Annotated in this window: 26 protein-coding genes, 2 tRNA genes and 2 pseudogenes; 11 read left to right on the plus strand and 19 right to left on the minus strand. The window is 60.3% G+C overall.

The genetic code is table 11. From position 1 onward, the window contains the following. The first annotated feature begins 11 nt into the window (after nucleotides 1-11). On the plus strand, nucleotides 12-590 hold the full coding sequence (locus HKK54_RS14555) for a flavin reductase family protein (protein ID WP_010177076.1): 579 nt from the start codon (nucleotides 12-14) through the stop codon (nucleotides 588-590). A 240-nt stretch (nucleotides 591-830) separates the two neighbouring features. Here HKK54_RS14555 and HKK54_RS14560 read toward each other — a convergent pair whose 3' ends face one another. Then, on the minus strand, nucleotides 831-1715 hold the full coding sequence (locus HKK54_RS14560) for a LysR family transcriptional regulator (protein ID WP_169387086.1): 885 nt from the start codon (nucleotides 1713-1715) through the stop codon (nucleotides 831-833). Nucleotides 1716-1836: 121 nt separating this feature from the next. Here HKK54_RS14560 and HKK54_RS14565 point away from each other — a divergent pair, with 121 nt between their 5' ends. Then, nucleotides 1837-3207 (plus strand): MFS transporter, encoded by a 1371-nt coding sequence (locus HKK54_RS14565; protein WP_169389288.1) that lies wholly within the window; start codon nucleotides 1837-1839, stop codon nucleotides 3205-3207. Nucleotides 3208-3384: 177 nt separating this feature from the next. Here HKK54_RS14565 and HKK54_RS14570 read toward each other — a convergent pair whose 3' ends face one another. Next, entirely contained in the window at nucleotides 3385-4188 is an 804-nt protein-coding gene (locus HKK54_RS14570) for an AraC family transcriptional regulator (protein WP_169387087.1), read from the minus strand. A 204-nt stretch (nucleotides 4189-4392) separates the two neighbouring features. Between HKK54_RS14570 and HKK54_RS14575 the strand changes: the two genes are divergently transcribed. Genes HKK54_RS14575 through ddlA form a run of 4 tightly spaced genes read left to right on the plus strand, consistent with a single transcriptional unit; the run spans nucleotide 4393 to nucleotide 6988 of the window. Further along, nucleotides 4393-4947 (plus strand): DUF2975 domain-containing protein, encoded by a 555-nt coding sequence (locus HKK54_RS14575; protein WP_010177072.1) that lies wholly within the window; start codon nucleotides 4393-4395, stop codon nucleotides 4945-4947. A gap of 7 nt (nucleotides 4948-4954) precedes the next feature. After that, nucleotides 4955-5170, plus strand: coding sequence for a helix-turn-helix domain-containing protein (locus HKK54_RS14580; RefSeq protein WP_010177071.1), 216 nt, complete (start codon nucleotides 4955-4957; stop codon nucleotides 5168-5170). A 41-nt stretch (nucleotides 5171-5211) separates the two neighbouring features. Continuing rightward, complete coding sequence (locus HKK54_RS14585) at nucleotides 5212-5850, plus strand: LysE family transporter (RefSeq protein WP_010177070.1); 639 nt, start codon at nucleotides 5212-5214, stop codon at nucleotides 5848-5850. A 43-nt stretch (nucleotides 5851-5893) separates the two neighbouring features. Further along, nucleotides 5894-6988 (plus strand): D-alanine--D-alanine ligase, encoded by a 1095-nt coding sequence (ddlA, locus tag HKK54_RS14590; protein WP_010177069.1) that lies wholly within the window; start codon nucleotides 5894-5896, stop codon nucleotides 6986-6988. A gap of 13 nt (nucleotides 6989-7001) precedes the next feature. Here the strand turns inward: ddlA and HKK54_RS14595 are convergent, their stop codons facing one another. From HKK54_RS14595 to ggt, 4 genes are all read right to left on the minus strand, one after another. Next, nucleotides 7002-7316: a helix-turn-helix domain-containing protein gene (locus HKK54_RS14595; RefSeq protein WP_010177068.1), complete on the minus strand. Its 315-nt coding sequence runs from the start codon at nucleotides 7314-7316 to the stop codon at nucleotides 7002-7004. After that, a complete protein-coding gene (locus tag HKK54_RS14600; RefSeq protein ID WP_169387088.1) occupies nucleotides 7303-7623 on the minus strand; it encodes a transcriptional regulator in 321 nt (106 codons plus the stop codon). Before HKK54_RS14600 ends, HKK54_RS14595 begins: the two co-directional genes overlap by 14 nt. Before the next feature lie 158 nt (nucleotides 7624-7781). After that, the gene (locus HKK54_RS14605; protein WP_169387089.1) at nucleotides 7782-8504 is read right to left on the minus strand and encodes a polyphenol oxidase family protein; all 723 of its coding nucleotides are present in this window, start codon (nucleotides 8502-8504) and stop codon (nucleotides 7782-7784) included. A 23-nt stretch (nucleotides 8505-8527) separates the two neighbouring features. Then, nucleotides 8528-10354, minus strand: a complete 1827-nt coding sequence (gene ggt, locus HKK54_RS14610) for a gamma-glutamyltransferase (RefSeq protein WP_169387090.1) — start codon at nucleotides 10352-10354, stop codon at nucleotides 8528-8530. Nucleotides 10355-10549: 195 nt separating this feature from the next. Between ggt and HKK54_RS14615 the strand changes: the two genes are divergently transcribed. Further along, nucleotides 10550-11440 carry a bifunctional helix-turn-helix transcriptional regulator/GNAT family N-acetyltransferase gene (locus HKK54_RS14615; RefSeq protein ID WP_237151083.1) on the plus strand — a complete coding sequence of 297 codons (891 nt, stop codon included), beginning with the start codon at nucleotides 10550-10552 and terminating at the stop codon, nucleotides 11438-11440. Nucleotides 11441-11484: 44 nt separating this feature from the next. Here HKK54_RS14615 and fabI read toward each other — a convergent pair. After that, nucleotides 11485-11757: pseudogene (gene fabI, locus HKK54_RS14620) on the minus strand (enoyl-ACP reductase FabI); the annotation flags it as partial. 164 nt (nucleotides 11758-11921) lie between these two features. Here fabI and HKK54_RS14625 point away from each other — a divergent pair. Together HKK54_RS14625 and HKK54_RS14630 are read left to right on the plus strand one after the other, a co-directional pair. Beyond that, nucleotides 11922-12473 (plus strand): hypothetical protein, encoded by a 552-nt coding sequence (locus HKK54_RS14625; protein ID WP_169387092.1) that lies wholly within the window; start codon nucleotides 11922-11924, stop codon nucleotides 12471-12473. 35 nt (nucleotides 12474-12508) lie between these two features. Then, nucleotides 12509-13120 (plus strand): hypothetical protein, encoded by a 612-nt coding sequence (locus tag HKK54_RS14630; protein ID WP_169387093.1) that lies wholly within the window; start codon nucleotides 12509-12511, stop codon nucleotides 13118-13120. A 5-nt stretch (nucleotides 13121-13125) separates the two neighbouring features. Here the strand turns inward: HKK54_RS14630 and rimJ are convergent, their stop codons facing one another. The 3 genes from rimJ to HKK54_RS14645 all read right to left on the minus strand — a co-directional run bounded on the left by rimJ (nucleotide 13126) and on the right by HKK54_RS14645 (nucleotide 14415). Beyond that, entirely contained in the window at nucleotides 13126-13680 is a 555-nt protein-coding gene (gene rimJ, locus HKK54_RS14635; RefSeq protein WP_169387094.1) for a ribosomal protein S5-alanine N-acetyltransferase, read from the minus strand. 84 nt (nucleotides 13681-13764) lie between these two features. Next, a tRNA-Met gene (locus tag HKK54_RS14640) sits at nucleotides 13765-13841 on the minus strand. A gap of 253 nt (nucleotides 13842-14094) precedes the next feature. Beyond that, nucleotides 14095-14415, minus strand: coding sequence for a DUF6124 family protein (locus tag HKK54_RS14645; RefSeq protein WP_010177056.1), 321 nt, complete (start codon nucleotides 14413-14415; stop codon nucleotides 14095-14097). Between the two features lie 426 nt (nucleotides 14416-14841). Here HKK54_RS14645 and HKK54_RS14650 point away from each other — a divergent pair, with 426 nt between their 5' ends. Next, on the plus strand, nucleotides 14842-16059 hold the full coding sequence (locus HKK54_RS14650) for an MFS transporter (RefSeq protein WP_169387095.1): 1218 nt from the start codon (nucleotides 14842-14844) through the stop codon (nucleotides 16057-16059). A 108-nt stretch (nucleotides 16060-16167) separates the two neighbouring features. Here HKK54_RS14650 and HKK54_RS33605 read toward each other — a convergent pair. After that, nucleotides 16168-16287: pseudogene (locus HKK54_RS33605) on the minus strand (sigma factor-like helix-turn-helix DNA-binding protein); the annotation flags it as partial. 124 nt (nucleotides 16288-16411) lie between these two features. On the opposite strand from HKK54_RS33605, the gene HKK54_RS14660 reads away from it, so the two are divergent. Next, nucleotides 16412-16636, plus strand: a complete 225-nt coding sequence (locus HKK54_RS14660; RefSeq protein ID WP_169387096.1) for a hypothetical protein — start codon at nucleotides 16412-16414, stop codon at nucleotides 16634-16636. A 367-nt stretch (nucleotides 16637-17003) separates the two neighbouring features. On the opposite strand, the gene ychF is transcribed toward HKK54_RS14660, so the two are convergent. From ychF to HKK54_RS14700, 8 genes are all read right to left on the minus strand, one after another. Then, complete coding sequence (gene ychF / locus HKK54_RS14665) at nucleotides 17004-18104, minus strand: redox-regulated ATPase YchF (RefSeq protein WP_010177033.1); 1101 nt, start codon at nucleotides 18102-18104, stop codon at nucleotides 17004-17006. Nucleotides 18105-18127: 23 nt separating this feature from the next. Continuing rightward, complete coding sequence (pth, locus tag HKK54_RS14670) at nucleotides 18128-18712, minus strand: aminoacyl-tRNA hydrolase (protein ID WP_003208389.1); 585 nt, start codon at nucleotides 18710-18712, stop codon at nucleotides 18128-18130. Nucleotides 18713-18877: 165 nt separating this feature from the next. Further along, complete coding sequence (locus tag HKK54_RS14675; RefSeq protein WP_010177032.1) at nucleotides 18878-19477, minus strand: 50S ribosomal protein L25/general stress protein Ctc; 600 nt, start codon at nucleotides 19475-19477, stop codon at nucleotides 18878-18880. A 138-nt stretch (nucleotides 19478-19615) separates the two neighbouring features. Then, complete coding sequence (locus tag HKK54_RS14680; protein ID WP_003208392.1) at nucleotides 19616-20557, minus strand: ribose-phosphate pyrophosphokinase; 942 nt, start codon at nucleotides 20555-20557, stop codon at nucleotides 19616-19618. 45 nt (nucleotides 20558-20602) lie between these two features. Beyond that, nucleotides 20603-20677: transfer RNA gene (locus HKK54_RS14685), tRNA-Gln, on the minus strand. 36 nt (nucleotides 20678-20713) lie between these two features. Then, nucleotides 20714-21565, minus strand: a complete 852-nt coding sequence (ispE, locus tag HKK54_RS14690) for a 4-(cytidine 5'-diphospho)-2-C-methyl-D-erythritol kinase (protein WP_169387097.1) — start codon at nucleotides 21563-21565, stop codon at nucleotides 20714-20716. A 1-nt stretch (nucleotide 21566) separates the two neighbouring features. Continuing rightward, complete coding sequence (gene lolB / locus HKK54_RS14695) at nucleotides 21567-22184, minus strand: lipoprotein insertase outer membrane protein LolB (RefSeq protein WP_008432261.1); 618 nt, start codon at nucleotides 22182-22184, stop codon at nucleotides 21567-21569. 4 nt (nucleotides 22185-22188) lie between these two features. After that, a complete protein-coding gene (locus tag HKK54_RS14700) occupies nucleotides 22189-23913 on the minus strand; it encodes a tetratricopeptide repeat protein (RefSeq protein ID WP_169387098.1) in 1725 nt (574 codons plus the stop codon). Between the last annotated feature and the right edge of the window lie 36 nt (nucleotides 23914-23949).

Consider the following 23949-nt stretch of genomic DNA (forward strand, 5'->3'; position numbering starts at 1 on the left):
GCCTTTCGTCCATGAGCCCAAACCATCGCCGTCCCGTCCCGCTGTCCAAGGCCTACCGCTTGCTCAACCACGGCCCGACCGTGCTGGTCAGCGCCGCGCACAACGGCCAGCGCAACATCATGGCGGCCGCGTGGGCCATGCCGCTGGATTTCGAACCGCCCAAAGTTGCCGTCGTGCTGGACAAGGCCACCTGGACCCGGCAACTGCTGGAAGGCGCCGGCACCTTTGTGCTCAACGTGCCGTGTGCGGCCCAGGCCGATATCGTGCAGACGGTGGGCAACACCACCGGCAGCGAGACCGACAAGTTCGCAGCGTATGGCTTGCAGACGTTCAGTGGTGAACACACTGATGCGCCGATGCTCGAAGGCTGCGTAGCGTGGCTGGAGTGCCGGTTGCTGCCGGAGCCGCATAACCAGCAGACCTACGATTTGTTCCTCGCCGAAGTGGTAGCGGCCGAGGCGGATGAGCGGGTGTTCAGTGATGGCCGCTGGCATTTCGAAGGGCAGGATGCGCTGCGTACCTTGCACCATGTGGCGGGTGGGCATTTCTTGACGATTGGCGAGCCGCTGGAAGGCAAGAACCTGGCGTGAGGCTGTACATCAAACCCTGTGGCTAGCGGGCTTGTCCTGTGGCTATGGGGGTTGTCCTGTGGTGAGGGGCTGTCCTGTGGTGAGGGGGGCTTGTCCTGTGGTGAGGGGGCTTGTCCCCCGCTGGAGTGCGTAGCGCTCCCGCTTTTTTTGGGGCCGCTACGCAGCCCAGCGGGGGACAAGCCCCCTCACCACAGACAAGCCTCCCTGCAACAGGACAGCCCCCTCACCACAATGGGTGTGTTACCACTGCGCCTTGTTGAGTGCCTCGGCAAACGCCATCAACTTCGGCGAGTACTGCCGCGACGGCGGATACACCAGCGATATCGCCCGGCTGCGCCCGGCAAAATCCTCCAGCAAGGGCACCAGGCGCCCGGCCGCCAGATCGTCTCTCACCGCAAAATCCATCACCTGGGCGATGCCAAACCCACCCACTGCACCGTCCACCAGCGCGTCGCCGATATCAAAGATCAGCCTTCCTTCGACGCTTACGTCCTGCACCTTGCCATCGAGCATGAATTGCCAGTCCACCAGCCGGCTGGTGCGCAAGTTGCGCACGGTCAGGCAGTTGTGGTCCTTGAGTTCATCGACGGTCTGCGGTGCTCCAAAACGCGCAAGGTACGCCGGGGCGGCAACGGTGACCCAGCGCAGCGGCGGCAGCGCCCGGGCGATCAGGCGCTGATCCTGGATATCGCCGGTGCGCAGCAAGGCGTCAAAGCCTTCATCGACGATGTCCACCAGGCGGTCGGTCATTACCGCTTCGATGCGCAGGTCGGGGTATTGCAGGGTCAATTCGCCGATTACCGGCATCACCACCTTGCGACCGAACAACGACGGCGTGCTGATTTTCAGCAGGCCGGACGGCGAACTGCGGCGGTCGAGCATCTGCTGCTCGGCTTCGGCCAGTTCCGCCAGCAGCGGCGCGCTGCGTTCATAGAGCATTTGCCCGTCGGGCGTGAGGCTGACGCTGCGGGTGTTGCGTTGCAGCAGGCGCACGCCCAACTGGTTTTCCAGCCGGGAAATGGCCCGGGACAATCCGGATTGAGTCAGCCCCAGGTCCCCGGCGGCGCGGGTGAAGCTGCGGGTTTCGGCGACCCGCACCAGCAGGCGAACAGCGTTCAGGTCCATGATTAAAGTCATTACTGAAAGAGTGATAAGGCTATTTATCATCTGTTGAGCATGAAAGACACTGGCGCCTCTCATTTTCTGGCAGGACGCTGTGATGTCTCTCTCTCGACCCTCAGGCTGGATGCTGTTGCTGCTGGCGACCGCGCAATTGATCATCGCCCTGGACGCGACCATCGTGTTTGTCGCGCTGCCGCAGATCGGCAGCCACCTGGGTTTTTCCGCCCAGCAATTGCAGTGGGTGGTCAGCGCCTACAGCGTGGCGTTCGGCGGCTTCCTGCTGCTGGGCGGCCGGGCGGCCGACCTGTTGGGCAAGCGGCGCTTGTACATCCTCGGCCAGTCGCTGTACGCGCTGTCATCCCTGGCGGCGGTGCTCGGTGGCAGCGCATTGTTGCTGGTGCTGGCCCGGGCGGTGCAGGGCGTGGGCGGGGCGCTGTTGTTCCCGGCCACGTTGGCGCTGATCAACACTCACTACGCCGAAGGCCCGGCCCGCAACCGTGCGTTTGCGGTATGGAGCGCGGCGTCGGCGGCGGGCCTGGCCTTGGGTGCGTTGCTCGGCGGCGTGCTGACCCAGGCCTGGGGCTGGGAAGCGGTCTTCCTGGTGAACGTGCCATTGGCCGGCGCCTGCGCTTTGGCGGCGCGCTACTGGATCCCCGCCGATGGCGAGCGGGCCCGTGGGCGCAATTTTGATATCAGCGGCGCGTTGACCGTGACGCTGGGCGGCACGTTGCTGGTGTTCGCCCTGGTGCAAGGGCCGGAGTGGGGCTGGGCGGCGCCGTCGACCCTCGGCTGCATGGCCGTGGCGTTGGCGCTGCTGGGGTTGTTCGCCTGGATCGAACACCGGGGCCGTGACCCCTTGATGCCGCTGCGGCTGCTGGGCTATCGCGAGTTGCGCATGGCCATGGTGTTGACCGCGGTATTCATGAGCAGCTTTGGCGTGCAGTACTACTTTCTGGCGGTGTATTACCAGCAGGTCTACGGCTACAGCGTGTTGCAGGCGGGGTTGGCATTTTTGCCGGCGACCCTGGTGTGCACCGGCGGTATCTGGCTGGCTGAACGATCATTGGCGCGCCTGGGCTTGCGCACCACCCTGGTCAGCGGCCTGTTGGCGGGGGCGGTGGGCATCGCCATGGTGTGCGTGGCGTTGCCGACGGGGGCGGGGTTCTGGTCGCTGCTGCCGGGGATTTTCATCCTGAGTATCGGCCAGGGCATGACCTGGACGGCAATGTGGGTGGCTGCCGGCCTGGGCATCCGGCCAGGAGAGCAGGGCGTGGCGGCGGGCATGGCGTCCACCAGCCAGCAGATTGGCGGCGCATTGGGGCTGGCGTTGCTGGTGTCGTTGGCGAATGCCGGCGGGTCGACGGGTGCGGCACAGGCGGGTGGGATCGAACTGGCGTTGTGGTGGAGTGCGGCGATTGCCCTGGCGGGAGCGGTGCTGGCGTTGGCCCTTAAAGAACGAGCTCCAGCGTCGAATACGATTTCGGCAGCGACATAGTTCAATGGTAGGAGCTGGCTTGCTGTGGTGAGGGGGCTTGCCCCCCCGACGGGTTCACCACAGATTGATGGGGCTGCTTCGCAGCCCAACGCGGGGCAAGCCCGCTCGCCACAACAAGCCCGCTCACCACAGCAAGCCCGCTCCCACGTTTTTGGTTGTATTCCAAAGGCGGGATTTTCAGCGCCCGAGCATCTTCACCCAGCGCGACGGCGGCATGCCGAAGGTGCTGCGAAACTGGCGGGTCATGTGGCTCTGGTCGGTGAAGCCCGCAGTCAGCGCCGCATCCACCAGTAACTGGCCCTGGCCCAGCAGGCTGCGCACCAGGTCCAGGCGACGCATGGTCAGGTAGCGATAAGGGCTGGTACCAAACAACAATCGAAAATCCCGCGACAACGCCCAGCGGTCGCGGTTGGCGTATTCCGCCATTTCATCGAGGGTGATCGGGCGGCCGAGCGCGCTGTGGATAAATTCCCGCGCGCGCTCGGCGGCGCGGTAGTCGAAGGTCTTGCGGTTCACCGTGATGCCCGACGCATTGTTCAGCGCCTGGGCCAGGTCAAACATCGCATCCTGTTCCTGCAACGGATCAATCGGGCAATCCAGGCTTTGCAGCAACACTTCGCTGGCGCGGTACAGCCACGGGTCGCTGGACAGCCCGCCGGGAATAAACGGCAACGGCTTGCCGCCGAGCACCTGCTGGATCAGCGCCGGCTCCACGTAAATCATCCGGTATTTGAAGCCTTCCTCGCTGCCGGCCCAACCGTCATGCACTTCGTCGGGATGGATCACCATGGTCCGCCCCGGCAGGCTATGGGTCATGCCGCCGCGATAGTGAAAGCTCTGCACGCCAAACAGGGTGCGGCCGATGGCGTAGGTGTCGTGGCGATGGGGGTCGAAGCCAAACCCGGCAAAATACGCCTCGATACGCTCCAGGCCACTGGCGTGGGGCGCGCGGTGCAGCCAGTCGAGAGAGGGTTTGGTCATGGTGAAAGCCGCAAGTCGGGACGCAAATACGTTAACCCAGTGTGACCGGGCTGTCTGCCGTGGTCTTGAACGATTGTGCCAGCACCGGAACGACGGCGGCAGGGATTCGGTTTATGCGTTGATATCGCAGTTCATTAAAAAATGATTGTTTTACGATAAGTTATCGTTTATTTTTCGCCTCACATTAACCCCCGAGGCTTACCCATGAATTCCCAACGTCTTGCCCAGCTTAGCCAGCGCATGGCACTGCTCACCCTGCTGTTGATTGTCGCGATGCTGCTGCTCAATACCACCGCGTGGCTTTACCCGGTACAAAGCGCTTCGGTCGGGTTTGGTTTCGCCTTGAGTGCTCAACAGATCGAGGGGCGGGCCGAGATGGTGGCGGCGTTCCCTTGGTGGCAGACCCTGGGCGGTGTCCTGCTCTCCAGCATTCCCCTGATGGCGCTGGTGTCGGGCTTGAATCATTTGCGCCAGCTGTTTCAGAACTATGCCCGTGGCGAGTATTTTTCCAGCGCCGCCGCCCAGCACTTGGGTAAAGTAGGCCGGGCCGTGGCACTGTGGGTGTTGCTGGATTTTCTGTGCGAGCCATTGCTCAGTGTCTGGGTCACGATGAATGAGCCGGTTGGCCAGCGGCTGCTCACCTTGAGTTTTACCCCGCCCAGCATCGTTGCGCTGTTTCTCGCCGGCTGCATCTCGGTGATCGCGCGTATCCTGTGGCAGGCCAGTGAAGTGGATTCTGAAAACCGCACGTTTGTTTGAGAACAGCATGTCTATTGTCATTGAGTTGGACGTTATGCTCGCCCGGCGCAAGGTCAAGTCCAAGGACCTGGCCGCCGCCATTGGTATCACCGAACAAAACCTGTCATTGCTCAAGCAAGGCAAGGTCAAGGGCATACGGCTGGCGACCCTGGACGCAATCTGCAAGTATCTGGAGTGTCAGCCGGGCGACCTGTTGGTGCACGAACCCGAACCTGAGCTGTAAACGGCAAGGCTCTTTTAATTCCCTTAAGGATGGATCAATCGATGCTTTTCCCCAGCCTGCCGTATGCCGCGCCGTTGTTGTCGCTGGCCTTGCTCTGGACCGTCGCGGTGGTGACGCCCGGCCCGAACTTCTTCAACACCGCGCAACTGGCCGCCAGTTGTTCACGCCGCCATGGCGTGGTGGCGTCGGCTGGCGTGGCCACCGGCACCGTGATGTGGGGCCTGGCAGGCGGCTTGGGGATCAAGTCGTTGTTCACTGCCGCGCCCATGTTGTACCTGGCGTTCAAGATCATCGGCGGCTGCTACCTGATTTACCTGGGGTTGAAGCTGTTCAAACGCTCGGCACCGTCGATGGCCCAGAACCTGTTGCCCGACGAACCGCGTCGCTCGTTGTTCTCCGCCTGGCGCCTGGGTCTGCTGGGCAACCTGTCCAACCCCAAGGCGGCGTTGTTCGTCGCGACGATCTTTGCGTCTACCATGCCGCAGTCACCGTCGCCGATGCTGTTGACCCTGGCTGTGATCACCATGGCGACGCTGTCGTTCAGTTGGTATTCCTGCGTGGCGCTGGTGTTTTCCAGTGAGCGGATGGCCAACGTCTACAGCCGCTCGCGCAAGTGGCTGGACCGGTTTGCCGGTGGTTGTTATGTGCTGTTCGGGGCCACGCTGGTAGCGAATCGCTGACGGCTCATGGTAAGAAGCCTTACTTTCAAACGTGAGGCCGATCATGAGCAAGCTGCGGGTAGGGATTATTTTTGGTGGCCGTTCGGCCGAGCACGAAGTGTCGCTGCAATCGGCGCGCAACATCGTCGATGCACTGGACCGTTCGCGCTTCGAGCCGATCCTGATCGGCATCGACAAGGCCGGCCACTGGCACCTCAACGACACCTCGGGCTTTTTGCTCAACGAGGAAAACCCGGCGCTGATCGCCCTCAATCAATCCAACCGCGAACTGGCCGTGGTGCCGGGCAAGGCCAGCCAGCAGCTGGTGGAAACGGCCAGCCAGGCCACCCTGGAACATGTCGACGTGATCTTCCCGATCGTCCACGGCACCCTCGGCGAAGATGGCTGCCTGCAAGGCCTGCTGCGCATGGCGGACTTGCCGTTTGTCGGCTCCGATGTGCTGGGGTCGGCCGTGTGCATGGACAAGGACATCAGCAAACGCCTGCTGCGCGATGCCGGGATTGCCGTGACACCGTTCATCACCCTCAACCGTCGCACGGCGGCGCGAACCACCTTCGAGCAAGCCCGGCAGAAACTCGGAGTGCCGATGTTCGTGAAACCCGCGAACCAGGGTTCATCCGTGGGCGTGAGCAAGGTGAGCAGCGAGGCTGAATATCAGGCCGCCGTAGAACTGGCCCTCGGGTTTGATGAAAAGGTGCTGGTGGAGTCGGCGGTAAAAGGCCGGGAAATCGAATGCGCCGTGTTGGGCAACGAGAATCCCATCGCCAGTGGTTGCGGCGAGATCGTGGTACGGGACGGTTTCTACTCCTACGACAGCAAATACATCGATGACCAGGCGGCCCAGGTGGTGGTGCCGGCGGACATCAGTGTTGAAGACAGCGAGCGCATTCGCGCCTTGGCTATCGAAGCGTTTGAGACGTTGGGCTGTGCCGGGCTGGCGCGGGTGGATGTGTTTCTGACGGACGAGGGCGAGGTGCTGATCAACGAGATCAACTCGTTGCCGGGTTTTACCCGCATCAGCATGTACCCCAAGTTGTGGCAGGCGGCGGGCATGAGCTACAGCGAGCTGGTGAGCCGATTGATCGAGCTGGCGCTGGAGCGGCATGCGGGGCGTAAGGGGTTGAAGATCAGCCGGTAGCCCAGGAATGCCATCAGGCGTTACTGAGGACTTCTCGAAAAACGTCCGGCCTGATGGCTGCTATATGCAGCAATGAACGTGCTGCGCCGGACGGAGAGCGGCGGCCTTGCTCCCATTCTTGAAGCGTTCGTACAGAGACTCCCAGCAATTCGGCGAACTTGGGTTGCGACAGCCCAGTTTTACTTCGGGCCTCGGCGGCTTGGGTGATTTCGACGTGATGGACCTGGCCATGACGGCCTTCCTTGACATCAATAACGGCAGCCAGCAATTCCTCGCCGATGTTGCGTTTGGCGTCACGTTCCTTAAGTTGTTTCTCAGTGAGTGGCATGGTTCATTTCCTTGGCGATTTTGTAGAGGACATGCGCGGGAATATTCTCGGTGGCACCTTTGCCATAAATCAGCAGGGCAACCAGTGCACCACACGCCAATTGTGTTGTGTAGATGATCCGCACTGAGCTGCTCTTGCCTCGGCCTTCAAGGCTCCAGCGTACTTTTCGGCAACCACCAGAGCCTGGAATGATAGTTCCTGAGCCGGGGTGGTTGGCGAGAAAAGCCATAAAAATACCCCGTTCTTCTTCGGTCCAGTAATCGGGCCATAGCTTGCTGAATAGTGGCGACTCGATGATCGTTAACACGCAAAATTCTACGTCTTTGACGTAGCCTCTGGCAAGGAATGGCGGGGCCAGAAAATGTCAGCGGATGAAGTGGTATTCAAGAAGCGTTGTATCGCAAAAGATGACAGCCTATGGGCTCCCCAAGGCTAGTAGCTACGAGAACTGTAGGGGGCTTCCCATCACTCTGCGCGAGCAATCCACGAATACAACAACGTCTTGCGCTCCGTACTGTCATGCGTCCTTCGGCGATAACTCGCAAACGCCGGCGAGGTGCAATACGTGCACACCTCGCTCACCTCGACCTGCTCACGCTTTATGCCGGCGGCCTCCAGCAAGATCAGCGCATAACGACTCAAATCAAACCACGCACTCAAGGCCTGCCTGGGTTCTGGCGGCTGAATCTCCGGTGCCAACAACGGCCCCGGCTGCTCGAACGTCCACGGCGCATTTCCGTCCGGCCATAAGTGACCCTGACTCGCCTGCAACTGCGCGACAAACTCGCCGCTCACCTCATAGCAACACGGCTTGATCGACGGCCCGATCGCAACCCGCAATTGGTCCAGCGCCACTCCCTCGGCGCTGAACCGTTGCATGGCATTGGCGATGATCCCGCCTTGCAGCCCCTTCCAGCCGCCATGAATTGCCGCGACAAAATCTCCGCTCTCCGAAGCCATCAGCAGCGGCAAACAGTCGGCCGTGATCACCGCGATCGGCTGCACATCCCGGCTGAAAACCCCATCGGCCTCAACCGTATTGGCCGTAAGCTCCGCGCTCCATTCAATGGTCGTGGCGCTGTGCACCTGCTTGCAGATGAACACGTCGTCAGGCCGCAATGGATCGTCAATCGAACAGAACCCATGATCGACGCCAACCAGGGCGCCGAGGTTATTTGCCTTGTGCACGCGCAGCTCTCCAGTGAGTCACATCAGTCCCCGAGGGCCTCGCCTTCACGGCGTGGGTCCGCACCGCCGACCAACGATACCTTGCCCTGGGCATCACGCACCCGAACGATTGCCTGGGCGCCGCTGGTCATGTCGATTTCACTCAGGGCGTGGCCCTTGTCCTTCAGCGCCTGTTTCAACGGCGCACTGAACAAGCCGGCTTCCAGTTCGGTCGCCCCGTTGCGGCTGCCGAAGTTGGGCAGGCCGACGGCGGCTTGCGGGTCGAGGTTCCAGTCGAGCATGGCCACCAGGGCTTTGCTCACGTATTCGATGATCTGCGAACCGCCCGGGGAACCGACCGTGGCCACCAGCTCGCCGCTCTGGCGATCAAACACCAGCGTCGGTGCCATCGACGAACGCGGGCGTTTGCCGGGCTCAATCCGGTTGGCCACCGGCTGGCCGTTCTCTTCGGGGATGAACGAGAAGTCGGTCATCTGGTTGTTCAGCAAAAAGCCCTGGACCATCACATGGGAGCCGAATGCCGACTCCACGGTAGTGGTCATCGACACCGCGCCACCCACGTCATCCACCGCCACCACTTGCGAGGTGGAAATGCGCAGTGGCGAGCGATCCGGCGCGTAGGCCACCTGAATGCCCGCAGGCTTGCCCGGCTTGGCGACGCCCATGCTGCGCTCACCAATCAGCGCGGCACGGCCGGCCAGGTAATCCGGCGCCACCAGCCCGGCAACCGGCACCGGCACGTAGTCCGAGTCGGCCACGTATTGGGCGCGGTCGGCATAGGCCAGGCGGTCGGCTTCAGCGATCAGGTGCACCGCGTCGGGTACCGGCTCCAGGCCTGCGGGAGAGTCGTTCTTCACCGGCTTCAATAGCGCCAGCGTCATACGCGGGTCGCGGGCTTCCAGGGCCTGCAACGTACCGAGGATCTGCGCGATGGCGATCCCGCCCGACGACGGTGGCGGCATGCCGCAGACTTTCCAGCGCTTGTAGTCGGTGCACAGCGGCGCCCGCTCAACCGCGCTGTAGCCCTTGAGGTCAGTCAGGGTCAGGCTGCCGGCGTTGCTGTTGCCCTGCACCTTGCGGGAGATTTCTTCGGCAATCGGGCCGTAGTACAGCGCGTCCGGCCCTTCCTTGGCGATGCGCTTGAAGACGTTGGCCAGCGCCGGGTTTTTCAGCAGCGTGCCGGTGGCCTTGGGGCTGCCGTCGGCGTTCAGGAAGTAGGCGGTCATTTCCGGCGAGCGGCTCATGTAACGGTCGGCGGCGATCAGGCTGTGCAGGCGCGCCGAGATCGGGAAGCCCTGTTCGGCCAGGCGAATGGCCGGCTCGAACAGCGTTGCCCACTGCAGGTGACCGGTCTTTTTGTGGGCCATTTCCAGGGCGCGCAACACGCCCGGGGTGGCCACCGAGCGCCCGCCAATCTGTGCCTGCGGGAACGCCATCGGCGTGCCGTCGGCGTTGAGGAACAACCGCTCGGTAGCGCCCGCCGGTGCGGTTTCGCGACCGTCATAGGCCTGCACCTTTTTGCCGTCCCACAGCATGATAAACGCGCCGCCGCCGATTCCGGACGACTGCGGCTCCACCAGGGTCAGCACGGCTTGCATGGCAATCGCTGCGTCGATGGCCGAGCCGCCCTTGCGCAGGATCTCGCGCCCGGCTTCAGCCGCCAGCGGGTTGGCGGCCGCCGCCATATGGCGCTCGGCGTGGCGGGTGCTCATGTCGGTGCGATAGCCCGAGCCGAGTTCCGGGGCGGGCGGCAGTTCGGGCGCGGTGGCGCTGTGGCAGGCGGCGAGGGTGAGGGCAGTGGTAATCAGTGAGAGGGCGGTAAGGCGTTGACGGTGGAAAATCGAAAACACGCGATGACTCCGTTCATTTGAGAATGATCTGTTGTCCGTGGGGAGGGAATGTACCTCAGCGGTTTGCGAGAGGGGAGATTGATCTGTATTTGGTTGTGCGGTACAACTATATACCTCTTCAATCGGGCAAGAGGTTTTCCCGTGAACCGTTCCAGGCCAGACCTTATCGATCAGATCCGCTCTGCCTCGCGCCTGATGGTGCGAGAGCTGGGCTTTATGCAGCCGAAGTTGGCGGCCAGCAGTTATCCACCATCATCGGTGCACACGATTGTTGAAATTGGCGAGCGCGGCGCGCTGACGGCGGCGGAACTGGTCACCTTGCTGGGGCTGGAAAAGTCGTCCGTGAGCCGTATGGTGCGCAAGCTGATCGAGGCGGGCGAACTGGAAGAGTTTGCCAACGAGGACGATGCCCGCTCGAAAAAACTGCGGCTCACCGCGCGAGGCCAAAAGACGCTGGGCGAGATCGAAGCGTTTGCCCGGCGCCAGGTGGGCGATGCGATTGCCGACCTGTCCAGCGAGCAGCAACAGGCCGTCAGCCGGGGGCTGGATCAATACGCCGGCGCCCTGCAAACCCAGCGCACCGGCGCCCGGCAACCCCGGCACTACCGCATTGCCCGTGGCTACCGGCCGGGCGTGATCGGGCGCATCGCGCAGATGCATGCCGAGTACTACGCCAAACACGCCAATTTTGGCCAGCCATTCGAAAGCCTGGTGGCGGCGGACATGGCCGAGCTGATGGGGCGCCTGGCCAACCCGCGCAACGAAGTGTGGACGGTGCTGGATGGCGCGCAGATCGTCGGCTCGATTGCCATTGATGGCGAGGGCGAAAACGGCGAGGCGATCCTGCGCTGCTTTATTTTGGACCCGTCGGCCCATGGTCAGGGGTTGGGTAAACGGCTGCTGAAAGCAGCGCTGGATTTCTGTGATGAACACCGGTTCCCGGCGGTGCGGTTGTGGACATTCAAGGGCCTGGACGTGGCGCGCAAGCTGTATGAAAACGCGGGCTTTGTGCTGGTGTCGGAGCAGGAAGGGCAGCAGTGGGGCAAGTCGGTGGTGGAGCAGTGTTTTGTGCGGCAAGGGGGTTGATGCAACAGCGCCCCAGTCAGCGGGGCACCGTTGCGGTCTGAAGATCACTCGTCGAGATTGCCCATGGCGGTGGTATTAAAACCGCCGTCCACGTACATGATTTCCCCACTGATGCCCGACGCCAGGTCCGAGCACAGGAAGGCGCCCGCGTTGCCGACCTCCTCAATGGCGACGTTACGCCGCAACGGCGTTTGCGCCTCGTTGGCCGCCAGCATCTTGCGGAAATTCTTGATGCCGGAAGCGGCGAGGGTGCGAATCGGCCCGGCAGACACCGCGTTAACCCGCGTACCTTCAGGGCCCAGGGAACCGGCGAGAAAACCCATGTGTAGCTCCTTTTTTCAGGTTGTTCGGCAGTAGTGGAATTTCGGCGGCGGGGGAATATTGCGAGGCACATGGGCGGGAAGCGATACTTTGCGGGGTGATGGCATTAAGCTATCCAGCACTTAACCTTCATGGCATTTAACAGAGTCTGAATTTATCTATGGGTCGCTCCTTTGCTTGGGTCCTTGCGTTGTGTCTGGTGGCTGTTTTTGGAGCGGGTTGTTCTTCTCATAAAGGCCCGCCCCCGGCCAAACCCAAGCCGGTCGTACTGACGGCAGACGACCACCATGCGAAAGTCATTTTCAGAATGCTCAGCACTGAATCACAGGTGCATTTCAGCGTTGGCCCGGCGGGAAACCTGAGCAGCGTGGGGAATGTTTACAATGATGCCCAAGAGCAACAAATGCCGGCGTTTGCCCGCGGGTTGTACAAGGGGCTGGCCCACGGGCTCTATCAGGTCCGGCCGTTCCGGGAGACGCTGGTGCCGGCGGATCAGGTGACCGTGGTAGAGGGCGTTGCGAACTGGCGCAACGATCGCGGCACGTCCTATACCCTGGAAAAGTGCGGACCGTTATCCCGCAGCTTCCTGCCGAAGGCTAACAAAACCTATCTGGTGGAGTTTGATTTGCAGGGCTTCTCGGTGTGCAGCGAGAAGATTTATGACGTGACAGTGGAAGGGCAAAAGGACCTGGTTTTACCGGTAGAGATTTAATGGATTGCCACGCCTCATCTTTTTTTGGAGTTTTCATGCGTACTTTACCGCTGGTTTTCGTCGTTGCCGCACTGCTGTTGAGCGGCTGCAGCATCCCCTACCAAACCCCTGAAGCCCGCGCGCAGATACAGCAGGACCTGGGCGTTTCCGGCAGTGACATCATCGACATCTCCTACACCAACTTCTGCAAACTGAAGTATGGCGACGAGGCGATCTGCCATGCCGAGCAAGGCATAGCGGTGCTGACCCGCAAAGGGCTGATCCTGAGCAAGTACCAAAGCAGCCGGTACGTGCCGGCCTACACCCTGAAAACCGCCGAAGTGCTGTGCGGCCATACCGCCACCTCCCGGGAAGCGGCGGAAGCGCTGAACATGTTCACGGCGGACTCCAACTTCGTGTTGCTGCCGCTGAATGCCGACAAGCAATGGAACGGCGCGATGCACCGAGAGATGGTGGATTATTTGCTGGCGGATGGTCAGCCGTTGTTGATCGGTGCCGGCGCGAAAGCAGTCAGGCCGAGCGGCAAGAAGAAGTACGGCGGAGGGATGATCCCGGGGACAAAGATTCCGTACTTCACGGAGTTTGAGTATTCGGAGTTGGTGAATCCTTGTCCGGGTGCACCAAGCGATGCCGCCCACAGCGACTGAGTGGTTTAAATATCGTTGGGGTTGATCAGGGCGGTCAGTACATGGTCCGCCCAAACCCCGTTGATCTTGAGATACGCCCGCGCTTCACCCTCGCGTTCAAACCCCAGCCGCGCCAGCAGGCGCGCGCTGCGCTCATTCTCTGGCCGGTAGTTGGCCATGATGCGGTGCAACTGCATTGCGTCGAACACGTGAGCAATCGCCGCCGTCAGCGCTTCATGCATCAGGCCCTCGCCTTGGGCGGACTCGCTCAGCGCGTAACCCAGGTGACAGGCCTGGAACGCACCGCGTACGACATTGCTGAAGTTACAGGCGCCGATGATGTTGCCGTGGCTGAATATCAGCAGGTGCAACGCTTCACCGCTGGCGGTTTTGTCGGCCAGGGTTTCGAGGCGTTCGGTGATGGCGGCCAGTTCGAAAAAGGCGTCATCACGCGATGGCTCCCAAGGCTGGAGGAAATCGCGGTTTTGCAGCAGGTACGCTTGCACGGCGCGTGCGTGGGAAGGGTGGGCGGGGAGCAGTAAAAGCCGGTCGGTGTGGATGCCGGTGGCGGGGAATGTCATGCGTCACCTCCATGTGGTGGGGCAGTGTACTTTTCTTCAGGCATAAAAAAACGGCCTACCTTTCGGTAAGCCGTTTTTAGTACTTGGTGGCTACACAGGGACTTGAACCCCGGACCCCAGCATTATGAATGCTATGCTCTAACCAACTGAGCTATGTAGCCAAGTGGCGCGCATTATTCGCGGAGAACGGGAATGCGTCAAGCGCTTTTTTTGAAAATTTATCTACGCTATCAACTGTTTAACGGGAAACACCGGGTTTGGTGACGAGCGGTTGGGGTTTGCGTGGGTCCCGGCCTCACAAAAATCTTCTGTAGGAGCTGGCTTGCCGGCGATACAGGCACCTCGGTGTATCCCTGATACCGAGGTGATGTTATCGCCGGCAAGCCGGCTCCTACATTTGTTCGGTGTTAGTCGTCAGGTTTTGCGCGGGTGCAGGCACTCTATCGAGCGGTCGACCATGGCCTTGGCGATTTCCAGCAGGTGCCACACGGCGAGGACTTTCGCACGCTCGGGGCTTTGCAGCTGTTCGCCGCAGTCGAGCGCGGTGGCCGAGGCGCTGTGCAGCAGGTCGGCGGTGTAGAGCAGGGAGTCTTCGAAGCTGATGTCGTCGCTGATGGCGTAGAAGTTCGTCGACGGTTGCGGCGGGTCGGTCGGCAAGTAGTGGTCGAGCGCTCGGTTGAAGGCGGCGCGGTCTTTGGCTTGGTCACGGGGTGGATCGGGGACAATTTTAAACATGGCATAGCTCCTGATTAACTGGGAGCCGTACCGTTCGCGACTAAACGAAGGGTGGCGGCTGTACGCAGGTTAGTCGACCGGCTAATCAGGAAAACCCGGCGCACCCGAAGGTGCCCTGCGCACAGCCACCATGAAACCTCATGAGAGCATGCGCCTGATATAAGTCCGGGCGACTAAACCCGATCACTGAAAACCAGCGACGGACCGAAGACTAGCCACCGACTCCCCCAGGCACAAGGCCGAAAGATTCTCTAGGAAACGTCCCGCAAATTAAAGGGATTCATCTTGCTGGCCCTTTACAAACCATGACCGCTGCATCGATTCATCTAGTCGTTAGCCTGCTAACGGGATAGCCTTCCTGCCCCCAAAAGTGGCACATTGTCGCACCTGCACCTGTGCATCCATCTGCTGTACGGAAAACCTCCCATGGCTCTGAGCAATTCCCAGCCCTCCGTGGCTACGACGCCTGCTGCCGGGCAAACCAGCCCGTTGGTGATGCGTGTGATCGGCGCGGTGGCGCTGGCGCATTTGATCAATGACTTGATCCAGTCGGTACTGCCCTCGATCTACCCGATGCTCAAGGCCAATTACGGCCTGACGTTCACCCAGGTCGGCCTGATCACCCTCACGTTCCAGCTCACCGCATCCCTGTTGCAGCCATGGGTGGGTTATTACACCGACCGCCATCCCAAGCCGTACCTGTTGCCCTGCGGGATGATCTGCACACTGGTGGGCATCTTGATGATGTCCCAGGTGGGCAGCTTCCCGTTGATCCTGCTGGCGGCGGGGTTGATTGGTATCGGGTCGTCGACCTTCCACCCGGAAGCCTCCCGCGTGGCGCGCCTGGCGTCGGGCGGTCGTTATGGTCTGGCGCAGTCGACCTTCCAGGTGGGCGGTAACGCCGGCTCGGCCTTTGGTCCGTTGCTGGCGGCGGCGATCATCATTCCGTTCGGCCAGGGCAATGTGGCCTGGTTCGGCCTGTTCGCGGTGTTTGCGTTGTTTGTGCTGTATGCGATCAGCCGTTGGTACGCCAATCACTTGAACCTGTTCAAGCTCAAGCAAGGCCAGGCGGCCACTCATGGCCTGTCTAAGGGGCGGGTGCTGAGTGCGCTGGTGGTGCTGGGCCTGCTGGTGTTTTCCAAGTACTTCTACATGGCCAGTTTCACCAGTTACTTCACCTTCTACTTGATCGAGAAGTTCGACCTGTCGGTGGCCAGTTCCCAGCTGCATCTGTTCCTGTTCCTGGGCGCGGTGGCGGCCGGGACGTTCTTTGGCGGGCCGATTGGCGACAAGATCGGCCGTAAGGCGGTGATCTGGTTCTCGATTCTCGGCGTTGCACCGTTCACCCTGATCTTGCCCCATGTGGACCTGTTCTGGACGAGCATCCTGAGTGTGGTGATCGGCTTTATCCTGGCCTCGGCGTTCTCGGCGATTGTGGTGTACGCGCAGGAGCTGGTGCCGGGCAATGTGGGGATGATCGCCGGGGTGTTCTTCGGCTTGATGTTCGGTTTTGGCGGGATTGGTGCGGCGCTGCTGGGGCACCTGGCAGACATCCACGGCATCGAGTACGTGTACACGCTGTGCTCGTTCCTGCCGCTGTTCGGGGTGTTGGCGATTCTGTTGCCGCGTACCAAAAAGGCCTGACTTCTAGCCAATCGAGTCGGGCAGATATCCTTGCTGCCCAACGCTTGCATCAAACGGGTAAATCAGTTGCTCCTGCAAAGGGTATCGGCGTTACGTCGGTGCCCTGATTTACGGCTGCAGTGGGTTGTAGGTGGCCCGCTTCAGTTGTTCGCGCGCCCGGGACAACCGTGAGCGCACGGTGCCAGTGGGGATGTCCATGGCGTCGGCGGTGTCTTGGGCGTTTCCATCGGCAAGTGCTTGTTGCTCTACTACGTCAGCAGGTTTCAGCCGCCGGTAGACATGCTTTTCATGAGGGTGATTCCGAGTGATTGAGGCGTCGGTGCTACGCTTCCTCAAAACACGGAGAGCCGCCATGACGGATACCAAACTGATTGCTAGCTTGTTTGATCGCATTAATCAGAACCAACTCGCCCTAGGCGCTGCTGTAGAGGAGCTTTCCAAGTGGGTCGAACAACGTGGGTCGGCAGAAATTGCCAACAACGTGCGCGGTGCGCTCGAAACACTGGATGAGAACCTTGTGTTTATTCGTCAGGGAATTGCTGAGCTAACAGTCACAGGGAGTTTAGGAAAGCGGTGATGGTCTAGAGCAGCAGAAGATCCGGCTATCTAACATCGAGGTAAGTAGTCCGATTCCGCCCAGACGCCGTCGTTAGCAATAAGGGCAGGGTAGGGCTCTACTAGCTTACAACGACGCCCTATCGCCGGGAGGCGCTTCCTCAGCGGCATGCGCACGTAGGTGGCGTGCTGGACTGCGTACCGGGCTGGTGATTTTTCATATCTACTGAATCGAATTCTGAAGTTGTCGCTACTAATTTTAGAGATGGGACTGGCCCTAACAATATTGAACACCGAAGTTTTTATCGGTGGAGGGGAAGTGAGCGCCCACAAAAAAGCCGATGCACTGCATCGGCTTTTTGTTTTGCGGCATGGGCCGCAGATGACGCTTAGACGTTGAAACGGAAGTGCATCACGTCGCCATCCTTGACGATGTATTCCTTGCCTTCCAGGCGCCATTTACCGGCTTCCTTGGCACCGGCTTCACCCTTGAACTGGATGAAGTCGTTGTAGGCGATGACTTCGGCGCGGATAAAGCCTTTTTCGAAGTCGGTGTGGATCACGCCAGCCGCTTGCGGGGCAGTGGCACCGACCTTGACGGTCCAGGCGCGTACTTCTTCAACACCGGCGGTGAAGTAGGTCTGCAGGTGCAGCATTTCGTAGCCGGCACGGATCACGCGGTTCAGGCCAGGCTCTTCCAGGCCCAGGGCCTCAAGGAACATGTCTTTCTCTTCGCCGTCTTCCAGCTCGGCGATTTCCGCTTCGATCTTGTTGCACACCGGAACAACCATCGCGCCTTCTTCTTCGGCAATGGCCATGACCACGTCGAGCAGCGGGTTGTTCTCGAAACCGTCTTCAGCCACGTTGGCGATGTACATCACCGGCTTGGTGGTCAGCAGGTGGAAGCCCTTGATCACCGCCTTTTCGTCGGTGCTCATGTTCTTCATCAGGCTGCGTGCCGGCTTGCCCAGGGTGAAGTGAGCAATCAACTGCTCCAGCAAGGCTTTCTGGACCACTGCGTCCTTGTCGCCGCCCTTGGCGTTACGCGTGACCTTTTGCAGTTGCTTCTCGCAGCTGTCGAGGTCGGCGAAGATCAGTTCCAGGTCGATGATCTCGATGTCGCGTTTCGGGTCGACGCTGTTGGAGACGTGAATCACGTTCTCGTCTTCGAAGCAGCGGACCACGTGAGCGATGGCATCGGTCTCACGGATGTTGGCGAGGAACTTGTTGCCCAGGCCTTCACCTTTCGACGCGCCGGCTACCAGGCCTGCGATGTCGACGAACTCCATGGTGGTCGGCAGGATGCGCTTTGGATTCACGATGGCCGCCAGGGCGTCCAGGCGTGTATCGGGCATCGGCACGATACCGGTGTTCGGTTCGATGGTGCAGAAGGGGAAGTTCTCCGCCGCAATGCCGGACTTGGTCAGGGCGTTGAACAGGGTGGACTTGCCGACGTTAGGTAGGCCGACGATGCCGCAATTGAATCCCATGGTGTTTCCCCTCGGGTAAAGAGTCAGGCCTTCTGGCTGTGCAGGTTTTTCATCGCACGGTTCCATTCACCGGCGAAGATATCCGGCAGCACGCCGAGGGCAAAATCGATGCTGGCATCGAGTTTTTCCTGTTCGGCGCGTGGCGCACGACCCAGGACGAAATTTGAAACCATACTGGCAACGCCCGGGTGGCCAATGCCAAGCCGCAAGCGGTAGAACGTATTCTGATTGCCCAACTGCGCGATGATGTCGCGCAGGCCATTATGCCCGCCATGGCCGCCGCCTTGCTTGAGCTTGGCAACGCCGGGTGGCAGGTCAAGTTCGTCATGGGCCACCAGGATTTCTTCGGGTTTGATCCGGAAGAAGCCCGCAAGCGCCGCGACAGCCTGGCCGCTGCGGTTCATGTAGGTGGTGGGAATCAACAGACGAACATCCTGACCCTGGTGCGAAAAGCGCCCGGTCAGGCCGAAATATTTGCGATCGGCCACAAGATTGACGCCTTGGGCGTGGGCGATACGCTCAACAAAAAGGGCCCCCGCGTTATGCCGGGTCTGTTCGTATTCGGCGCCTGGATTTCCCAGGCCAACGATCAGTTTAATGGCAGTCACGACAGGGGCCCTTCCTTTGGAGTTGTGGATAACATCGCCGTTGGTGCGGCGAAAGTGGACGACAAACGCTGATTAACCGTTAGAGGCCAACTTCGCATTCTCGCCCGCTTTCTCGCTACGTTCCGGTCCGCGATGTTTCCTCAAGCTCCGGCATTACAGAGTGAATTACTCTGCAGCGCCTTCTTCAGCTTCTGGTGCAACGCGTGGAGCGTGTACGTTTGCAACAGCTTTGTCATCACCGTGAGCCAGTGCAACAAACTCAACGCCTTTAGGGGCTTTGAGGTCGGACAGGTGGATGATGTCGCCGATTTCAGCAGCCGACAGGTCGACTTCGATGAACTCAGGCAGGTCTTTCGGCAGGCAGGTCACTTCGATCTCGGCTACAACGTGCGAAATTTCGCCGCCTTTCTTGATCGGAGCAGCTTCGCCAACGAAGTGCACAGGCACGACAGCGGTCAGTTTCTGACCGGCAACTACGCGAACGAAGTCAGCGTGCAGCACGTGGCCTTTAGCTGGGTGACGTTGCAGTGCCTTGATGATGACGTTCTGCTTGGTGCCACCAACGTTCAGCTCGATGATGTGGCTGTAGGCCGCATCGTTTTCGAGCAGTTTGGCGATTTCTTTAGCCAGCATGCTGATGGATTCAGGGGCTTTTTCGCCACCGTAAACTACAGCTGGAACCAGGCTTGCGAGACGACGCAGGCGGCGGCTCGCACCTTTCCCCAGGTCGGAACGCAGTTCAGCATTCAAAGTAAAATCGTTCATGTTGTATCTCCAAAATAACCACATTCGCCCTAGCGTTTGCGACCAGCGCTAAAGGCGATATGGGCAAAAAAGCCCCGCCCCAACAGAATGCTGGGGCGGGGCGCTTTTCGTCAGGTTGATGTCGCTAAGGTCTGACCCTTAACGGAACATCGCGCTGATCGATTCTTCGTTGCTGATGCGGCGAACCGCTTCGGCAACTACCGGTGCGATATCCAGTTGACGGATACGCGAACAGGCTTGAGCTGCAGCGGACAACGGGATGGTGTTGGTCACCACCAGTTCGTCCAGCATTGAGTTCTCGATGTTCTCGATCGCTCGGCCCGACAGCACAGGGTGTGTGCAGTAGGCGAAGACTTTTGCTGCACCGTGCTCTTTCAGGGCTTTCGCCGCGTGGCACAGGGTGCCGGCGGTGTCGACCATGTCATCAACCAGAATACAGGTACGCCCTTCGACATCACCGATGATATGCATCACTTCAGAGTGATTGGCTTTCTCACGGCGTTTGTCGATGATCCCGAGATCTACGCCCAGGGATTTGGCAACAGCCCGTGCACGCACGACGCCACCAATGTCCGGGGACACGATCATCAGGTTTTCAAAGCGCTGGTCTTCGATGTCATCCACCAGGACGGGGGAGCCGTAGATGTTATCTACCGGAATATCGAAGAACCCCTGGATTTGGTCAGCGTGCAGGTCAACCGTGAGAACACGGTCGATGCCTACCACGGTCAGCATGTCAGCAACGACTTTCGCGCTGATAGCCACACGTGCGGAACGCGGACGGCGATCCTGACGGGCATAACCAAAGTAAGGGATTACAGCTGTGATTCGAGTCGCTGAGGAGCGGCGGAAGGCATCAGCCATCACGACGAGTTCCATCAGGTTATCGTTGGTCGGAGCGCAAGTCGGCTGAATAATGAAGACGTCTTTACCGCGGACGTTTTCATTGATCTCGGCTGTAATTTCGCCGTCGGAGAACTTACCGACAGAGATGTCACCGAGAGGGATATGCAGCTGACGTACAACACGCCGAGCCAGATCGGGGTTAGCATTCCCCGTAAAGACCATCATCTTGGACACGCGCAGTACCTAGAGGCTGAGGGTAACCTGGATGAGTATAGAAAATGGCAGGGGCGGCTGGATTCGAACCAACGCATGGCAGGATCAAAACCTGCTGCCTTACCGCTTGGCGACGCCCCTGTATCTGTTGCAACGAGTACCCAGTACTCGGTTCCTTTAGAGCAGACTTTGCAGCTTGCGATGCAACATCGAAACGTTGCTTCCCTTTGCTACAAACCCTGTAAGGGTCTCTGTAAGAAGGGCCGAGACTTTATCAGCTTCAGCTTTGCTTGGGAAGCCCCCAAACACACAACTTCCAGTTCCGGTTAATTTTGCTTCGGTAAAATTACCTAACAAATTCAAAGCGTTACGTACATCTGGATAACGCCTTGCTACAACCGGTAAGCAGTCATTTCGACTGTTTCCCTTGGGAACGGGGCGCACTTTAATGGGAGGAGAGTTACGTGTCAACAGTGGATCTGAAAAAATTTCTGCTGTACTTACAGATACTTGCGGAACAAGCACGACATACCACGGCTCTTCGGGGTCTACAGGGGTGAGTTTCTCCCCCACGCCCTCGGCAAAAGCGGCGTGCCCACGCACGAAAACCGGGACGTCGGCGCCGAGCGTCAGGCCCAGCGCGGCCAGGCGATCGTGGTCCCAGCCCAGCTGCCACAAGTGATTCAGGCCGAGCAACGTCGTCGCGGCATTCGAGCTGCCGCCGCCGATGCCGCCGCCCATGGGCAGGATTTTTTCGATCCAGATGTCGATGCCCAGCGGGCAACCGGATTGTTCCTGAAGTTTTTTCGCGGCCTTCACAATCAGGTTGCTGTCGTGAGGCACGCCTTCGAATTCGGTGTGCAGTCGGATCACGCCGTCATCGCGAACGGCGAAGGTCAGCTCATCGCCGTAGTCGAGAAACTGAAAAATCGTCTGCAACTCGTGATAGCCGTCCTCACGGCGACCGAGAATGTGCAGCATCAGATTGAGTTTGGCCGGGGAGGGCAGGGTCAAGCGTTGCACGGTCATGTCACTGCCCCAGTTTGCGAGGTTGCCAGTCCTTGATCACCAGCGTGACGTCAAGGTCGGTGCCATGCAGCTTGATGCGCTCGGGCAGCCAGTAACCGTTCTGTTGCACATAACTCAGGTACTCGACCTGCCAGCCATCCTGTTCCAGCGAGGCCAGGCGGCTGTCGCCGTTGAGGCTCAGGCGGCTCTTGCTGTCCGGTGCGGGCAGGCCACGTACCCACCACACCAGGTGCGAGACGGGCAGTTTCCAACCCATCTGTTCTTCCAGCAGGGCTTCCGGCGTCGGGGCTTCATAGCGGCCCTGATTGGCCACTTCCAGGCTGACTTGCCCCGGTCGGCCGGTCAGGCGTGCCGCACCGCGGCCCAGCGGGCCAGACAGGCGAATATCGTAATAGTCCTGGCGTTGCAGCCAGAACAAGGTGCCGCTGCCCGAATCCTTCGGGGCGCGAATGCCGACCTTGCCTTCAATCTGCCAGCCATCGAGGCTGCTCAGTTGATCCTTGTGTTGCTGCCATTGCGCCGGGTTGCCCGGGCCTTCGACAGATTCACGGGTGCCAAGGCCCGAACAGCCGGCGAGCAGGGCGATAAAGCTGAAAACGATGACGTGGCGCAAAAACATAAAATTAAAGGGTCTCGGATCCGGTCAGGCGCTTGATGGTGCTGCGCAGGATTGGGCTTTCGGGTTGTTCCTTGAGGAACTTCTCCCAGATTTGTCGTGCTTCGCGTTGCTTGCCATTGGCCCAGAGCACTTCGCCCAGGTGCGCGGCCACTTCCTGATCGGGAAAGCGTTCCAGCGCCTGGCGCAGCAAGCGTTCGGCTTCATCCAGGTTGCCCAGGCGGTAGTTCACCCAGCCGAGGCTGTCGAGTACGGCCGGGTCTTCCGGGTTGAGCTGGTGAGCCTTTTCAATCAGCTCCTTGGCTTCGGCGTAACGCGTTGTACGGTCGGACAAGGTGTAACCCAGGGCGTTCAGTGCCATGGCGTTGTCCGGGTCGCGCTTGATGATCAGGCGCAGGTCTTTTTCCATCTGCGCCAGGTCATTGCGTTTTTCAGCCTGCATGGCGCGGGTGTACAGCAGGTTCAAGTCGTCCGGGTATTGCAGCAAGGCTTGCTGCAGGATTTTCCAGGCGCGATCACCCTGCTTGTTGGCCGACAAGGTCTCGGCCTGGATCAGGTACAGCTGGATCGCGTAGTCCGGTTCGGCATCCCGTGCGGCGGCCAGGCGTTTTTCGGCCTCGTCGGTGCGGCCGTTGTTCATCAGGATATCGGCCTGGCGCAGCTGCGCCGGCAGGTAGTCGTTGCCGGGACCAACCTGGGCGTACTCCAGCAGCGCGGCTTGCGGATCGTTGCGCTCTTCAGCGATACGGCCCAGGTTCAGGTGCGCCGAATCAACGTGGCTTTCGCGGGCGATCAGGTCTTCCAGGTAACCCTTGGCTTCATCCCACGCCTTGGCTTCCAGGCACACCAGCGCCAGGGAGTAACGCAATTCGTCGTCGTCCGGGTATTGCTGGACGAGGTTGGCGAACTGCACCTTGGCGTCTTCCATGCGGTCCTGTTCGACCAGCGTGCGCGCATAGGTCAGCAGCAGACGCTTGTCGCCCGGGTACTTCTTGATGCTTTTTTCCAGCAGCGGAACCGCTTCCTTGCCGCGGTTGAGGTTTTGCAGCAGGCGCGCACGCAGCAGGATCGGCGCTATCTCGCCGTCTTCCGGCGGGTGTTGCTCCAGCAGCTTCAAGGCTGCCTCGGGCTCATCATCCTGTTGCAGCAACAGCGCCTTGCCGAAAATCAGCTGGCTGTTGTTCGGGTGTTTTTGCAGCAGGCGGTCGAAACTCTTCATCAGGCCGTTGCGGGTGTCCTGATCGGTGTCCGCGGCCGACAGCGCGAGGAAGTCGAAATGCGTGTCGCCCTTGCCCTGCAGGACTTTCTCCATATACACCATGGAGTCGTCATAGCGCCCGGCGCGAGCCAGTTGAATGGCCGCTGCCCGTTGCGCTTCGAGATCGTCCGGGGCGTTTTTCGCCCAGATCAGCGAGGTGTCCAGGGCCGCCTGATCGGCGCCCAGGTACTCGGCGATGCGAAACGCCCGCTCCGAAATCCCCGGATCCTGAGTATTGATGGCCTGGGTCACGTAGTTGTCCAGGGCAATGTCGAAACGATTGCGCTGGCCGGCCAGCTCCGCGCTCAGCAGACTGAAGACCGTCTCTTCACTGAACGAGGAATAAACCTTGGGCTTTTCAGGGGCGGGGGTGCTGTCTTCTACCGGCGGCGTACCGTCCGGCGACACGGGTGCCAAGGCCTGGCAGCCGCTGAGGAAGACAAAAGCAAGGAGCAACGCGGAAGATCTATTCATATAGGAAGAGGACGACTAACCTGCGGTCGGATCATC

This window comes from Pseudomonas sp. ADAK13, assembly GCF_012935715.1.
Taxonomy (GTDB): domain Bacteria; phylum Pseudomonadota; class Gammaproteobacteria; order Pseudomonadales; family Pseudomonadaceae; genus Aquipseudomonas.